Consider the following 14,182-nt stretch of genomic DNA (forward strand, 5'->3'; position numbering starts at 1 on the left):
GCCTTGCGCAGGCGGAAGGTCGTGCGCCGGACGATGACCTCGATCTGGTGCTCCACCCAGTGGCGGATGAAGGCGTCGAGCGGCAGGGTGCGCGGCACGCCGTCGACCAGGGCCAGCATGTTGGCGCCGAAGTTGGTCTGCAGCTGCGTGTGCTTGAAGAGGTTGTTGAGCACGACCTTGGCCACGGCGTCGCGCTTGAGCACGATGACCAGGCGCTGGCCGGTGCGGCCCGAGGTCTCGTCGCGGATGTCGGCGATGCCGGAGAGGCGCCCCTCCTTGACCAGCTCGGCGATCTTCTGCGCGAGGGTGTCGGGGTTGACCTGGTAGGGCAGCTCGGTGACGACGAGGCACTGCCGGTTGTGGATCTCCTCGACCTCGACCACGGCCCGCATGATGATCGAGCCGCGACCGGTGCGGTAGGCGTCCTCGATGCCCTTGCGGCCGAGGATGAGCGCACCGGTGGGGAAGTCAGGGCCCTGGATGCGCTTCATCAGCGCCTCGAGCAGCTCCTCCCGCGGGACCTCCGGGTTCTTGAGGTACCACTGGGCGCCCTCGGCGACCTCGCGCAGGTTGTGCGGCGGGATGTTCGTGGCCATGCCGACGGCGATGCCCGAGGAGCCGTTGACCAGCAGGTTGGGGAACCTGCTCGGCAGCACCGAGGGCTCCTGGGTCTTGCCGTCGTAGTTGTCGCGGAAGTCGACGGTCTCCTCGTGGATGTCGCGGACCATCTCCATGGCCAGCGGCGCCATGCGGCACTCGGTGTACCGCGGCGCCGCCGCCGGGTCGTCGCCGGGGGAGCCGAAGTTGCCCTGGCCGTCGACCAGCGGGTAGCGCATCGACCAGTCCTGCACCAGGCGCACGAGGGCGTCGTAGATGGAGGAGTCGCCGTGCGGGTGGTACTGGCCCATGACCTCGCCGACGACGCGCGAGCACTTGTTGTACCCGCGGTCGGGCCGGTAGCCGCCGTCGTACATGGCGTAGACGACGCGGCGGTGGACCGGCTTCAGCCCGTCCCGCACGTCGGGCAGCGCACGGCTGACGATCACCGTCATCGCGTAGTCGATGTAGCTGCGCTGCATCTCGGTGTTGAGGTCGATCGCCTCGGTGCGGTCGAACTCGACGGGTGGCATCTGGTCAGTCACGCAATTGCCTTATCTGTCAATGGTATTCACACGTTTGCGGTGTGCCGTGGGCGGGCACTGCGTGCCCGCTGCGGTTTCACGTGGAACCGGTGCCACGGCATACGGAACTCAGATGTCGAGCCTGGGCCGAAGCGACATCTTCGTCATCGTTCGTTCCTCACTCGATCCTCAGATGTCGAGGAAACGCACGTCGCGGGCGTTCCGCTGGATGAAGCCCCGCCGGGACTCGACGTCCTCGCCCATGAGGATGGCGAAGATCTCGTCGGCGGCGGCGGCGTCGTCGAGGGTGACCTGGAGCAGCACCCGGTGGTCCGGGTCCATCGTGGTCTCCCACAGCTCCTGGTAGTCCATCTCGCCGAGGCCCTTGTAGCGCTGGATGCCGGCGTCCTTGGGCAGGCGCCAGCCCTGGCTCTGGCCGGCGGCCACCATCGCGTCGCGCTCCCGGTCGGAGTACGCGAACTCGTGCGCGTGGTTGCTCCACTTCAGGCGGTAGAGCGGCGGCTGCGCGAGGTAGACGTAGCCGGCCTCGATCAGCGGGCGCATGAACCGGAACAGCAGGGTCAGCAGCAGGGTCCGGATGTGCAGGCCGTCGACGTCGGCGTCGGCCATCAGCACGATCTTGTGGTACCTGGCCTTGTCGAGGTCGAAGTCCTCGCCGATACCGGTACCGAACGCCGAGATGAGGGCCTGGACCTCGTTGTTCGAGAGGACCTTGTCGATGCGGGCCTTCTCGACATTGAGGATCTTGCCGCGGATCGGGAGGATCGCCTGGGTGCTGGGGTTGCGCCCACGCACCGCCGAGCCGCCCGCCGAGTCGCCCTCGACGATGAAGACCTCGGACACGCTCGGGTCCTTGCTCTGGCAGTCGCGCAGCTTGCCGGGCAGCCCGCCGGACTCGAGCAGACCCTTGCGCCGGGTGGCCTCGCGGGCCTTGCGGGCGGCCATGCGCGCCGCGGCGGCCTGGACCGACTTGCGCACGATGTCCTTGCCCTCGTTCGGGTGGGTCTCGAGCCAGTGGCCGAACTCGTCGGTCATGGCCCGCTGCACGAAGCCCTTGACCTCGGAGTTGCCGAGCTTGGTCTTGGTCTGGCCCTCGAACTGGGGCTCGCCGAGCTTGACCGACACGACCGCGGTCAGGCCCTCGCGGATGTCGTCACCGGTGAGGTTCTCGTCCTTGTCCTTGAGGAGGTTCTGCTTGCGTGCGAAGTCGTTGACCAGCTTGGTCATCGCCGCGCGGAAGCCCTCCTCGTGGGTGCCGCCCTCGTGGGTGTTGATCGTGTTGGCGTACGTGTGGACCGACTCGGAGTAGGCGGTGGTCCACTGCATGGCCAGCTCGAGCGAGAGCTGCCGCTCGGTGTCCTCGGACTCGATCGAGATGATCTCGGGGTGGACCGGCTCGGACTTCTTGGAGCCGACCAGGTGCGTCACGTAGTCGACCAGGCCGTTGTCATAGCGGTAGGTGACCTTCTTGGCCTTCTGCTTCTTCGGGGCTCCGCCCTCGGCCTCGGCGGTGGCGGAGTCGACCTCGACCGTCTCCTCGTCGGCCTCGTCCTCGAGGTGGTCGAGGTCGATGTCGTCCTTGACCACCTCGTGCTGGGTGACGCGCTCGTCGGTCAGGTTGATGGTCAGGCCCTTGTTGAGGAACGCCATCTGCTGGAACCGGGCCCGGATGGTCTCGAAGTCGTAGGTCGTCGTCTCGAAGATGTCCGGGTTGGCCCAGAACGTGATCGTCGTGCCGGTCCTGTCGGAGGCCTCGCCCTGCTCGAGCGGCGCAACGGGCACGCCGTTGTCGAAGCTCATCCTGAAGACGTGGCCCTTCTGGTGCACCTCGGCGTCGAGCCGCGTCGAGAGGGCGTTCACCACGGAGGAGCCGACACCGTGCAGACCACCGGACACCTTGTAACCGCCCCCGCCGAACTTGCCGCCGGCGTGGAGCTGGGTGAGCACGAGCTCAACGGCCGAGCGCCCCTCCTGCGGGTGGATGTCGGTGGGGATGCCGCGGCCGTTGTCGGTGACCCGCACGCCGCCGTCGGCGAGCAGGACCACGTCGATGGTGTCGGCGTGGCCGGCGAGGGCCTCGTCGACCGAGTTGTCGACGATCTCCCACACCAGGTGGTGCAGGCCCCGCTCCCCCGTGGAGCCGATGTACATGCCCGGGCGCTTGCGGACCGCCTCGAGGCCCTCCAGGACCGTGATCGCGCTGGCGTCGTAGTCCGATCCGGCGGGGGTTCCGGCGAGCTCGGCCTCCGCCGCCGCCCGCGCCTGCTCCGCCTCTGCGGCGCTGAGGGTCTCTGAGCTGGTCTGGTGACCGATCTCGTCGGGCATGGGCGTGTTGTCAGCCTCGGACACGGTGCTCCTTCTTCAGATGGCACGACAGCGGGCCGGCAGCCTCACTGGTGCCGCTCATGGCACGCGACCAGCGTGGAGACCACGTGGTCGCGGGATCACCCCATTCTAACGGGTCAGGCCCCCCACGCGGGGGCTGAGGCGGCCCGTGAAGCCACTGTGGAGCCGAAATCAGGGTCGCATGCATGCCGGGGATCGCACCCCAGCCCCTGAACGCGGCATTCTGGCGTTCCGCCGCCGGGATGATTCGGACATCAGGGACCGGCCCCCGACAGCGGCCGTTCGCGTCACCCCTCCGGTGCCAGGGTGCGCTCCAGCAGGTCGCGCAGGCTCCCGGGAAGCCCCGGCTCCGGCAGGCTCACGCGCACCTTCGGTGCGCGGCAGCAGACCTCGTAGCAGTAGGCGTCCGGGTACGTCGGTGCGTCCGCCAGGGCCAGCAGCTGGCCACCACCCAGCAGGGCGCGCCAGACCTCGGCGTCCTGGCCGGGCAGGTCGGCCAGGCGGACGGAGCGCTCCCGGGTCAGGCCGGCGAGGCCACCGGTGCGGCGCACGAGCACCTCGGTCGCCGCCCCGGGCTCGCCTCCCCCTTCCGCCGGGGGCTGCTCCGCCGCACCGCCGGGCACGGGCACCGCTGCCGGCCCCAGCACGCCGACGGCATCCCAGGCCGACTCGACCGCCGAGACCTCCCGCGAGCCGCCCCCGAACTCGGCTTCCGCCGCGGCCGTCGTGAGACCGGCGAAGGTGGCGAAGTCGCAGTCCGCGCTGATCCCGGGCCCGGTCAGCGCGGCGTACCAGATCCGCCCGGCTGCCTCCCAGGCGCTGCCGCCCAGGGCCGTGGCGACGAGGTAGAACGCGTGGTTGGGGATGCCGGAGTTGATGTGCACCCCGCCGTTGTCGTCGGTGGTCTGCACGTAGTCGCGCATGTGGGCGGGCTGGGGGTCCCTCCCGAGCGCGGGGTCGTCGTAGGCGGTGCCCGGCGCCTTCAGCGACCGAAGCGCGTCGCCCTGCACCACGTCGGTGAACAGGTCGGCGCCGATCAGCCAGTCTGCCTCGACGGCGTCGTGGCCGAGCGCGCGCTGGCGCACGAGGGAGCCGAACACGTCGGACACGCTCTCGTTCAGCGCCCCGGACTGGCCTCGGTAGGTCAGCCCGGCCGTGAGCTCGGTGACCCCGTGCGTCAGCTCGTGGCCGATGACGTCGAGGCTCCGGGTGAAACGCTGGAAGTACCGCCCGTCGCCGTCGCCGAAGACCATCTGCGTGCCGTCCCAGAACGCGTTGTCGTAGGCGCGGCCGAAGTGAACGGTGGCCAGCATCGGCATGCCCCGGCCGTCGAGCGAGTTGCGCCCGAACGCGGAGGAGTACAGCTGCCAGGTGTGGCCGAGCCCGTCATAGGCCTCGTCGGCTGCCGGGTCCCCCGTCGGGTCGTCCCCCTCGTCGCGGACCAGCGTGCCGGGCAGCGCGTCCGTCCCGCGGGCGTCCGAGACCACCCGGTGAGGCGCGCCTGGGCCACCGGGAGCCGGGCCCGGCCGCGACGGCATCGAGGGGGCGGGCGCGAGGCCGGGCAGGCCCTGGCGGCGGGCCCGCAGCTCGGCGTCGTGCGCGAGCGAGCGGGTGGCCCACACGGCGACCTGCGGATCACCGGAGGCCGCGAGCGCCTCGAGGACGTAGGGCGGGACGATCTGGCAGCGCGCGAACTCGGACATTCCCCTCATGACCGCCAGTGTGCGCCCGGCCACCGACAGCCGCAGCCGGTGCCGCGGGTCTCCCCGGGGCCTACCGTCAGGTCCATGGCGTCCTCCGTCGCGGTCCTGTCCGACATCCACGGGGTGCTGCCCGTCCTCGAGGCGGTGCTCGCCGAGCCCGACGTGCGCTCGGCCGACCTCGTCGTCGTCACGGGCGACCACGCTGCCGGGCCGATGCCCGTCGAGACCCTGGAGGCGCTGGTGTCGCTGGGGGAGCGGTGCGTGCTGGTGCGTGGCAACGCCGACCGCGAGCTGGTCGAGGTCGCCCGGGGCGGTGTCTCCGAGCACCCCGAGTCCCAATGGGCCGGCGCCCAGCTGCGGCCCGACCAGGTCGACCTCCTCGCCGCCCTGCCCCACCCGGTCACAGTCGCCGTCGACGGCTTCGGGCCGGTGGTGTTCTGCCACGGCTCACCCCGCGACGACGACGAGGTCGTCCTCGTCGACACGCGGCTGGAGCGGTGGGCGGAGGTGTTCGCCGACCTGCCCGACTCGGTGCGCACGGTCGTCTGCGGCCACACGCACATGCCGTTCGCCCGCCTGGTCGACCGCCGCCTCGTGGTCAACCCCGGCAGCGTCGGTATGCCGTACGGCCGAGCGGGTGGCGCCTGGGCCCTCCTCCGTCACGGCCAGGTCGCGTTGCGACACACCGAGATCGACGTCGACGCTGCGTGCGCCCGCGTCGTGGCCGAGTCCGCCTACCCGGGGCGTCGCTTCTGGGCCGACGAGTACATCCGCAGCCAGCACAGCGACGTGGCGGCACTCACGGCTTTCGCTCCCCGCGACGGGCGGTAGGAGTTCCACGGTTTCCCTGACCCCTCCCGCACGCACCGGCTACGGTCCGCCCATGGGGATGGCCCGGCTCGGGGGAGCGCTGGTGGTCGCTGTCGCGCTGCTCGGGGGCTGGGTGCTGACCGGCGGGGGCGGGGGACGCCTGGGAGCCCTGGCGGGGGCACACCTGGTCGAGGTCGACAGTCCACCGTTGCGCTTCGAGGTCCCCGCGGGGTGGGAGGCACGGGACTGGCAGGTCGTCGACCGCCGGGCCGCGGCGGAGGACGAGGCCGTGCGCGCGCAGGCCCGGTCGTTCGGTCTCAGCACCGACGAGTACATCAGCCGCCTGGAGGAGACGACGTACGTCACGGTGATGGGGCAGCCCGAGCACGGGTACCGTCCGGTCATCACCGTCGCGAGGGCCCGCCTCCGCGACCTGCCCTCACCGGTCGAGGTCGAGGCCCTCCTGCGGGAGCAGCGCGCCACCCCGGCACCCGCCACCCGGCGTGCCAGCCCCGCCGGCGACCTCGTCGTCACGACGTACACGTATCCCTTCGGCGACGGCGCGGTGCACGCCCAGGTCCTCTACCTGAAGGCCGCGGGTGAGGTCGTCACCGTGACCGTGACGGGGACCGACCCGGGCACGGTCCGCCGGGTGGGCCAGCGCGTGCTCGACACCCTGTCGACAGCCTGAGCCCCACCACCGGAAACAGCCCCAACGGGAAACCCCCGCCGGGCAGGGTCGGACCCTCAGCCGTAGGTGTCCCGAGGCCCCGGACCCTGCGTGCGGCGGGGGCCGCGCGACCACGACGGCGCGCTCGGTCCCACCACCTTGAGCTCGGCCACGGTGCCCTTGCCGACCTCGTTCTCGAGGCGGCCGAGGATCGAGGAGGCCAGCAGCCGGATCTGGGTCGCCCAGGCGGTGGAGTCGGCGCGTACGGTCAGCACGCCCGCCTCGAAGGTGACCGGCGCGCAGTGGCTCGCCACCTCGGCACCGACGATCTCGGGCCAGCGACCCATCACCGACCCCACGGCGACGTCGACCCGCCAGCCCCGGTCCAGCAGCAACCGGTCCAGCTGGTCCCCGAGGAGGCCGGGGTCGCGGCCGTCCATCGAGCGCTTCGGCTCAGGCACCCCGGGTCGCCGCCGGCGCATCGGCTTCATCCCGGGGCGCAGGCCCCTCGCCTTCGCGGCCGCCCGGGCTCGGCCGAGCGCGGCGGCGGCTGCGTCGTCGACCCGCTCGTCCGGTCCCGGCCCACCGTCGGGGGCGCGTCCTGCCTCCTCCGCGGGCCGCGCCCCCGAGGGCGTTGGCTCCGTCGTCGGGGGGAGGTCGTCACCCACGCTCGGCCACCTCACCCAGCCGCACGGCATACGCGCGGCCCGCCAGGGAGGATGGGACGTCCTCGTCCACCGCGGCGGTGACGATGACCTGCTCGCAGTCGCCGATCATCGCCGCCAGCCGCTCGCGGCGGCCCGAGTCGAGCTCGGCGAACACGTCGTCGAGGATCAGGACCGGGTCCTCGCCGAGGTCGTGACGCAGCAGCTGGAAGGCCGCGAGCTTCAGCCCCAGCGCGAACGACCAGGACTCGCCGTGGCTGGCGTAGCCCTTCGCCGGGAGCTCGCCCAGCGTGAGCAGGACGTCGTCGCGGTGCGGGCCGACGAGGGAGACGCCACGCTCGACCTCTCTGCCCCGGACCTCCTCGAGGGCGGCGAGGATCTCGCTGCGCAGCGTGTCGAGCTCGGGCACCTCACCGGCGGCGATCGCGGCGGCGACCTCCTCGCGCAGGCTGGAGCGGTAGGAGAGCTTGGCGTCGGACTGGCCGGCGCTGACCTCGTCGTAGGCCTTGGCGAGGTAGGGGCCGAGGTCGCGCAGCAGCCGCAGCCGGGCGTAGAGCAGCTGGGACCCGACGCCCGCGAGGTGCTCGTTCCAGATGTCGAGGGTGTGCAGCGCGGACGCGCGGGCGTCGTCGGCCGGTTCCTCGCCGGGCCGAGGCCGATAGCGGGAACCCTTGCGCAGCACCGGTGCCGCGGACTTGAGCAGGGCGTTGCGCTGGCGCAGCACCTTGTCGTAGTCGGAGCGGACTGCCGCCCATCGAGGTTGTCGCGAGACCAGGAGCTCGTCGAGGAACCTGCGACGCTCGGACGGGTCGCCCTTGACGAGGGCGAGGTCCTCGGGGGCGAAGAGCACCGTGCGCAGCGTGCCGAGCACCTCCCGTGGGCGCTGCATCGGCGACCGCCCGAGACGGGCGCGGTTGGCCCGGCCCGGGTTGAGCTCGAGCTCGATGAGCGTCTCCCGGCCGTCGCGGACCACGACCCCGCGGATGACCGCCTGGTCGGTGCCGAAGCGGACGAGGGGCTGGTCACTCGCCACGCGGTGGCTCGACAGCGTCGCGAGGTAGCCCAGGGCCTCGACCAGGTTGGTCTTGCCCTGGCCGTTGAGGCCCACCAGCGTCGTGACGCCCGGGCCGAGCGGGAGCTCGGCGCTCTCGTAGCTGCGGAAGTTCGCGACGGTGAGGTGGCGGACGTACACGGGTCAGGCGGGGTGGGCCGGTGGGTGCAGGGTCAGGACGTCTCGCCGGTGCCCGAGGTGGGCCCGGCCGTGGTGGCGGCGCGGCCACGGCGGCGGGTGGTGCTGCCCGTGGAGCCGCTGCCCGACGAGGGACCGGCGGTGGCCGCGGCGCGGCCCTTGCCCGCAGCCTTCGTCGCGCTCTTCGTCGGCTTCTCGGCGCGGCGCGCGGTCGTGCGGACGGCCTTGACGCCCTTCGGCTGCTCGCCGCGGCGCAGGGCCTGGCCCTCCTCGACCCCCATGACCTCGTGACCGCCGAACTGCCCGCGCAGCGCGGCGACCGCCTTCATCGTCGGCGACTCGTCCTGGCGGGAGGCGAAGCGCGCGAACAGCGACGCCGAGATCACCGGCATCGGGACCGAGTTGGCGATGGCCTCCTCGACGGTCCAGCGGCCCTCGCCGGAGTCCGCGGTGTAGCCGGAGACGTCCTTGAGGTGCGCGTCCTCCTCGAGCGCCTTGACCAGCAGGTCGAGCAGCCAGGAGCGGACCACGGTGCCCCGGGTCCAGGCCTTGAAGGCGCCCGGGACGTCCGTGACGATGTCCTTCGCCTCGAGCAGCTCGTACCCCTCGGCGTAGGCCGCCATGAGGCCGTACTCGATGCCGTTGTGCACCATCTTGCAGTAGTGGCCCGCGCCGACCTTGCCGGCGTGGACGAAGCCCTCCTCGCGCGGGCCTTCCGGCCGCAGCGCGTCGAAGACGGGCATGGCGCGCTTCACGTTGGCTGCGGTCCCGCCGACCATGAGGCCGTAGCCGTTCTCCAGGCCCCAGATGCCGCCGGAGACCCCGCAGTCGAGGTAGCCGATGCCCTTGGCCTTCAGCAGCTTCTCGTTCTCGAAGTCGTCGGTGAAGCGGCTGTTGCCGCCGTCGATGACCAGGTCGCCCTTGTCGAGCAGGTCGGCGAGCTTGGCGACGGTCTCGCGCGTGGGGTCGCCGGCAGGGACCATCACCCACACCACCCGGGGAGCCTCCAGCTTCTTCACCATCGCCGCCATGCTGCGGACGTCGGAGACGGCGGGGTTGCGGTCGAAGCCGACGACCTCGTGCCCCGAGCGGCGCAGCCGCTCACGCATGTTGCCGCCCATCTTGCCCAGACCGATCAGACCCAGCTGCATGTGACGGGTGCCCTTCCTCTGCGGTGGTGTGGCGGTGGCCTGGCGGTGGTGCGGTATGCCGCGCGGCCGGCCCGGCGGCACACCTCGCCGCGGGCACGTGGGTGTCAGGCTACGCCCGCCCCGGCTCAGCTCGCGAAGCGCACCGGCATCAGCACGTAGCGGTACGAGGTGTCGGCCTCGCTGTCGACCTTCGCCTGGCCCGAGAGGACCGCCGGCCGGGACGACTGCGTGAAGGAGAGCCGTGCGAACTCGGTGCCCACCGCGCCGAGCCCGTCGAGCAGGAACTGGGGGTTGAAGGCGATCTCGATCTCCGGCCCGGTCAGGGTCGCCTCCACCGCCTCGGACGCCTGGGCGTCGTCGCCGGTGCCGGCCTCGATCGTGACCTGGCCCTCGGTGAACCGCAGCCGGACCGGGGTGTTGCGCTCGGCGACGAGCGAGACGCGCTTGACCGCCTCGACGAGCTCGGCCGTGGTGATGACGGCCTCGCTCTCGACGCTGGTGGGGAAGATCGAGGTGACCTTGGGGTACTCCCCGTCGAGGAGCCGGGTTGTCGTGCGGCGCTGGCCCGCCTCGAAGCCGACGAGCCCCTCGCCGCCGGCGGAGCTCCCGAGCGCCACGTCGATCGAGCCCGCGGCGCCCAGTGCCTTCGCCGTCTCGGAGAGGGTGCGCGCGGGGACCAGGGCGACATAGCTGGCGTCCGTGGCCTCCGGGTTCCAGGTCAGCTCGCGCATCGCGAGGCGGTACCGGTCGGTCGCCAGCAGCGTCATCTTCTCGCCGTCGATCTCGACCCGGACGCCGGTGAGGATCGGCAGGGTGTCCCCGCGGTCCGCGGCGATGGAGACCTGGGCGACGGCCTGGGTGAAGACGTCACCGGCGATGGTGCCGGTCGGCTCGGGGGAGGTCGGGAGGGTCGGGTAGTCCTCCGAGGGCATCATCAGCAGGCTGAAGCGGGAGGAGCCGCACGTGACGGCCACCTTGTTGCCCTCCGTGGTCACGTCGATCGGGCGGTTCGGCAGGTTTCGCGAGATGTCGGCGAGCAGTCGGCCCAGCACGAGCACGGTGCCCGGCTCGGCGACGTCCGCGGGCACGGTGACCTTGGCCGAGACCTCGTAGTCGAAGGCCGAGAGCGTGAGGGTGCCGTCAGCGCTCGCCTCGATGAGCACACCGGCGAGGACGGGCACGGGCGGGCGGGCAGGCAGGCCGCGGGCCACCCAGGTCACGGCATCGGCGAGAACCTCACGTTCGACCCGGAACTTCACCTGGCTACCCGCCCTTCACTGCCTTCAGACACGCGTGGAAACACCACCACAGTGGTGGGCCACTGACCCTAGTGCCAGCCGAGGGCACTGCAAACCCGGTTCGGGCAACTCTGCGAGCCCGGTGTGTGTGATCTGCCCAGCCACAGGATCGGGGATCGGGTCCATACGCGGGGCGGGATTCCAGATGGATGGATCTCGTCATCTCCATAGGCGCTGTGGATCCTGTGGACAACGGTGGTTCTCGCAGGTCAGAGCCGGTGTGCCAGTGTGCAGGACTGGTGGAGGAGCCGGGGTGGCGGTGGGCCGCACCTGTGGACGGACGTTCTCTGTCCACACCCTTTCCACAGACGGTGGAGAACTGTCCCCAGTCCGGGTCCCGTCGTGCACGGCCTCTCCACGCCTCGTCCACAGGACGTGTCCGGGGTGGGGACCCTGTGGACAAGCTGGGGTTAAGCCTGTGCCTGTCGCCAACAGTCCACAGGGTTATCCCCATGTGTGGACTCGATCGCTTTGCGGTTCTTTGTGCCGTTTTGGCCCCTCGCTCCGCCTGATCCGTCGCGGGTCACGGTGAGGTCACGCTCTGACCACAGCTGTGGACAAGCCTGTGGACCGGACGCTGTGGACATCGCCGCGATCCCCGGGGAGGGCTCCATCGGGCTAGGACCGGCTCCGGGCCTGGTGCTGGGCCTGGTGCGTGGCCTGGTGGTGGGCCTGCGAGGTGACAGGTGGGGCGGGAGGGGCGAGAACGAGCGCTCCTGCCAGGTCGAGCAGGTAGTGGAAGTACGCGTCGGGGTCGGTGATGGTGTCGCCGAGCTGGTGGAAGACCTCCGAGCTGACCGCCCCCAGGAGGAGGGTCCAGGCCGTCAGTCCCGCCATCAGCGTCTCCGCGGTCAGTCCGGCTCCCTCGAAGAAGGGGTCCTCGAGCAGGGGTCCCGCCGCGCGGGTGGCCAGCTGCGGGGTTCGCGTGCTGATCGTGGCGGCAGCGTTGCTGGTGCGGCCCGTCCGCGTGGCGTCGGCGAGCAGTCGGACGAGCAGCGCCTGCACCCGGGTGCCCGGCTCGTTGGTGGACTCGGCGGGGGCCTCGTAGTCGGGGACGGGTGAGCCGTAGAGGAGGGAGTACTCATGGGGATGTGAGAGAGCCCAGTCCCGCAGGGCGGTGCCGACGGCGGTCCAGCGTGCAGGGAGGTCGTCGGGGTCGACGGCGTCGTGGGCGGTCTCGACGGCCTCCGCCAACGAGGTGTAGGCGCTGACGATGAGCAGCGTCAGGAGCTCGTCGCGGTTGCGCACGTAACGGTACAGCGCCGACGGGACCATCCCCAGGTCCCGGGCGACGGCCCGCAGGGACAGCGCCGCCGCCCCGTGCTCGGCGAGGTGGCGCCGGCCGGTCGCCAGGATCTCCTGCTCGATGGCCTCCCGGTTACGCGCGCGGATGCCCGGGGTGGCGCGGGGCGACCCGGGGTGGTTGCTGGCGTCGGTGCGCTCGCTCATGGGACAAGGGTGCCATAGACGAGAACATCAGTCACAAAAGAGAACAGTGTTCTTGACTTTGCCGCCGACGAGGCGTTGACTGGGCTCAGGCGAGAACACTGTTCACGGAAAGGGCCGTCATGGCGAGGTATGTGGTGCTGGGGGCTGGAGCGGTGGGGCAGAACACCGCCAGGGAGCTGGTGGCCGCGGGCCACAGCGTGCGGATGGTGTCCCGCTCGGGCCGCGGGTCCGGGATCGAGGGGGTGGAGGCCGTCAGCGCCGACGTCACCGACGCCGAGCGGCTGGCCGCACTGGCGACCGGCGCGGAGGCGGTGGTGAACGCGCTCAACCCGCCGGACTACACCACCTGGGAGCGCGACTGGCCGCCGATGGCCGCTGCGATCCTCGTGGCAGCGGAGCGCACCGGGGCGGGCGTGGTGATCGTCAGCAACCTCTACGGCTACGGCAAGGTCGAGGGCCCGATGACCGAGGACCTGCCCCTTCGACCCAACGGGCACAAGGGCGAGCTGCGGGCGCGCATGTGGCGCGAGGCGCTCGCCGCGCACGAGGCCGGACGGATCCGGGCCACCGAGCTGCGCGCCTCCGACTACACCGGGCCCGGCATCGGCGCCCGCACCAGCATGCTCAACGAGCTCGTGATCCAGCCGGTGCTTCGGGGCCGCACGCCCTGGCTGCTCCTCGGCCGGCCCGATGCCGCCCACACCTGGACGGATGTGCGCGACGCCGGGCGGCTGGCAGCCGTGCTCGCCACCGACGACCGCTCGTGGGGGCAGGTGTGGCACGTGCCGAGTGCCCCGGCCCGCTCGATGGGGCAGGTCGCGCAGGAGGTGGCGGCTCTCTGTGGCCGCCGGCCCAAGGCCGCACGCGGCATACCTCGCGCGGTGGTGACGGTCGGGGGCCTGGTGGTGCCGTGGCTGCGGGAGCTGAAGGAGACCCGACACCAGTTCGAGCGGCCCTTCGTGCTCGACGCCACGCTGACCGAGCGGACCTTCGGCATCACGGCCACGCCGTGGGAGGTCACCCTCAAGGAGACGGTGGACTACCTCAGCGGGACTGCTGCTTGATGCGGTTGGTCAGCTCCGTGACCTGGTTGTAGATCGCACGCCGCTCCGACATCAGCTCGCGGATCTTGCGGTCGGCGTGCATCACCGTGGTGTGGTCGCGGCCGCCGAACTGCTGACCGATCTTGGGCAGGGACAGGTCGGTCAGCTCGCGGCACAGGTACATCGCGATCTGCCGGGCGGTCACGAGGACGCGCGACCGCGAGGAGCCACAGAGGTCCTCGATGGTCAGGCCGAAGTAGGCCGCCGTCTGGGCCATGATCGTCGCGCTGGTGATCTGGGAGCCCTGCTCGTTGGGGATGAGGTCCTTGAGCACGATCTCGGCCAGGCCCATGTCGACGCTCTGGCGGTTGAGGCTGGCGAAGGCCGTCACGCGGATGAGGGCGCCCTCGAGCTCGCGGATGTTCGTCGAGATCTTCGACGCGATGAACTCCAGCACCTCGTCGGGCGCGCTCATCCGCTCCTGGATGGCCTTCTTGCGCAGGATCGCGATGCGGGTCTCGAGGTCAGGTGGCTGGACGTCGGTGAGCAGGCCCCACTCGAAGCGGCTGCGCATGCGCTCCTCGAAGCCGGAGAGCAGCTTCGGGGGCAGGTCGCTGGTGATGACGACCTGCTTGTTGGCGTTGTGCAGCGTGTTGAAGGTGTGGAAGAACTCCTCCTGCGTCTGCACCTTGCCCTGCAGGAACTGGATGTCGTCG

The 14,182-nt window shown here is 71.3% G+C and carries 12 protein-coding genes; 3 read left to right on the forward strand and 9 right to left on the reverse strand.

Annotation, left to right across the window (positions count from 1 at the left end; translation table 11 throughout):
* The 3 genes from VIB11_RS14965 to VIB11_RS14975 form a co-directional block, all read right to left on the reverse strand.
* Nucleotides 1-1,130, reverse strand: a 1,130-nt coding sequence (locus VIB11_RS14965) for a DNA gyrase subunit A (RefSeq protein ID WP_332032175.1), incomplete at its 3' end; no start/stop codon positions are given.
* A 180-nt stretch (nucleotides 1,131-1,310) separates the two neighbouring features.
* On the reverse strand, nucleotides 1,311-3,467 hold the full coding sequence (gene gyrB / locus VIB11_RS14970; RefSeq protein ID WP_414695853.1) for a DNA topoisomerase (ATP-hydrolyzing) subunit B: 2,157 nt from the start codon (nucleotides 3,465-3,467) through the stop codon (nucleotides 1,311-1,313).
* Between the two features lie 308 nt (nucleotides 3,468-3,775).
* Nucleotides 3,776-5,200: a protealysin inhibitor emfourin gene (locus VIB11_RS14975; RefSeq protein WP_332032156.1), complete on the reverse strand. Its 1,425-nt coding sequence runs from the start codon at nucleotides 5,198-5,200 to the stop codon at nucleotides 3,776-3,778.
* A gap of 75 nt (nucleotides 5,201-5,275) precedes the next feature.
* Between VIB11_RS14975 and VIB11_RS14980 the strand changes: the two genes are divergently transcribed.
* Together VIB11_RS14980 and VIB11_RS14985 are read left to right on the forward strand one after the other, a co-directional pair.
* Nucleotides 5,276-6,022, forward strand: a complete 747-nt coding sequence (locus VIB11_RS14980) for a metallophosphoesterase family protein (protein WP_332032158.1) — start codon at nucleotides 5,276-5,278, stop codon at nucleotides 6,020-6,022.
* 52 nt (nucleotides 6,023-6,074) lie between these two features.
* Nucleotides 6,075-6,692: a hypothetical protein gene (locus tag VIB11_RS14985; RefSeq protein WP_332032160.1), complete on the forward strand. Its 618-nt coding sequence runs from the start codon at nucleotides 6,075-6,077 to the stop codon at nucleotides 6,690-6,692.
* A gap of 56 nt (nucleotides 6,693-6,748) precedes the next feature.
* On the opposite strand, the gene VIB11_RS14990 is transcribed toward VIB11_RS14985, so the two are convergent.
* From VIB11_RS14990 to VIB11_RS15010, 5 genes are all read right to left on the reverse strand, one after another.
* On the reverse strand, nucleotides 6,749-7,339 hold the full coding sequence (locus VIB11_RS14990; protein WP_332032162.1) for a DUF721 domain-containing protein: 591 nt from the start codon (nucleotides 7,337-7,339) through the stop codon (nucleotides 6,749-6,751).
* On the reverse strand, nucleotides 7,332-8,528 hold the full coding sequence (gene recF, locus VIB11_RS14995; RefSeq protein ID WP_332032164.1) for a DNA replication/repair protein RecF: 1,197 nt from the start codon (nucleotides 8,526-8,528) through the stop codon (nucleotides 7,332-7,334). The genes VIB11_RS14990 and recF overlap by 8 nt, the downstream gene beginning before the upstream one ends.
* Before the next feature lie 32 nt (nucleotides 8,529-8,560).
* Nucleotides 8,561-9,676: a phosphogluconate dehydrogenase (NAD(+)-dependent, decarboxylating) gene (gnd, locus tag VIB11_RS15000; RefSeq protein WP_332032165.1), complete on the reverse strand. Its 1,116-nt coding sequence runs from the start codon at nucleotides 9,674-9,676 to the stop codon at nucleotides 8,561-8,563.
* A 125-nt stretch (nucleotides 9,677-9,801) separates the two neighbouring features.
* A complete protein-coding gene (dnaN, locus tag VIB11_RS15005; protein ID WP_332032167.1) occupies nucleotides 9,802-10,935 on the reverse strand; it encodes a DNA polymerase III subunit beta in 1,134 nt (377 codons plus the stop codon).
* A 657-nt stretch (nucleotides 10,936-11,592) separates the two neighbouring features.
* The gene (locus VIB11_RS15010; RefSeq protein ID WP_332032169.1) at nucleotides 11,593-12,423 is read right to left on the reverse strand and encodes a TetR/AcrR family transcriptional regulator; all 831 of its coding nucleotides are present in this window, start codon (nucleotides 12,421-12,423) and stop codon (nucleotides 11,593-11,595) included.
* Nucleotides 12,424-12,542: 119 nt separating this feature from the next.
* Between VIB11_RS15010 and VIB11_RS15015 the strand changes: the two genes are divergently transcribed.
* Nucleotides 12,543-13,487 (forward strand): NAD-dependent epimerase/dehydratase family protein, encoded by a 945-nt coding sequence (locus VIB11_RS15015; protein WP_332032171.1) that lies wholly within the window; start codon nucleotides 12,543-12,545, stop codon nucleotides 13,485-13,487.
* Here VIB11_RS15015 and VIB11_RS15020 read toward each other — a convergent pair.
* Nucleotides 13,468-14,182, reverse strand: a 715-nt coding sequence (locus VIB11_RS15020; protein ID WP_332032173.1) for a helix-turn-helix domain-containing protein, incomplete at its 5' end; no start/stop codon positions are given. The genes VIB11_RS15015 and VIB11_RS15020 overlap by 20 nt on opposite strands.

Source organism: Pedococcus sp. (assembly GCF_036554925.1).
GTDB lineage: Bacteria > Actinomycetota > Actinomycetes > Actinomycetales > Dermatophilaceae > Pedococcus_A.

Excerpts from the sequence above, each read along its gene's own strand:
- gnd (WP_332032165.1), bottom strand. The coding sequence starts at position 9,676 with ATGCAGCTGGGTCTGATCGGTCTGGGCAAGATGGGCGGCAACATGCGT.
- VIB11_RS15010 (WP_332032169.1), bottom strand. The coding sequence starts at position 12,423 with ATGAGCGAGCGCACCGACGCCAGCAACCACCCCGGGTCGCCCCGCGCC.
- VIB11_RS15015 (WP_332032171.1), top strand. The coding sequence starts at position 12,543 with ATGGCGAGGTATGTGGTGCTGGGGGCTGGAGCGGTGGGGCAGAACACC.
- VIB11_RS14985 (WP_332032160.1), top strand. The coding sequence starts at position 6,075 with ATGGGGATGGCCCGGCTCGGGGGAGCGCTGGTGGTCGCTGTCGCGCTG.
- VIB11_RS14980 (WP_332032158.1), top strand. The coding sequence starts at position 5,276 with ATGGCGTCCTCCGTCGCGGTCCTGTCCGACATCCACGGGGTGCTGCCC.
- gyrB (WP_414695853.1), bottom strand. The coding sequence starts at position 3,467 with ATGCCCGACGAGATCGGTCACCAGACCAGCTCAGAGACCCTCAGCGCC.
- VIB11_RS14975 (WP_332032156.1), bottom strand. The coding sequence starts at position 5,200 with ATGAGGGGAATGTCCGAGTTCGCGCGCTGCCAGATCGTCCCGCCCTAC.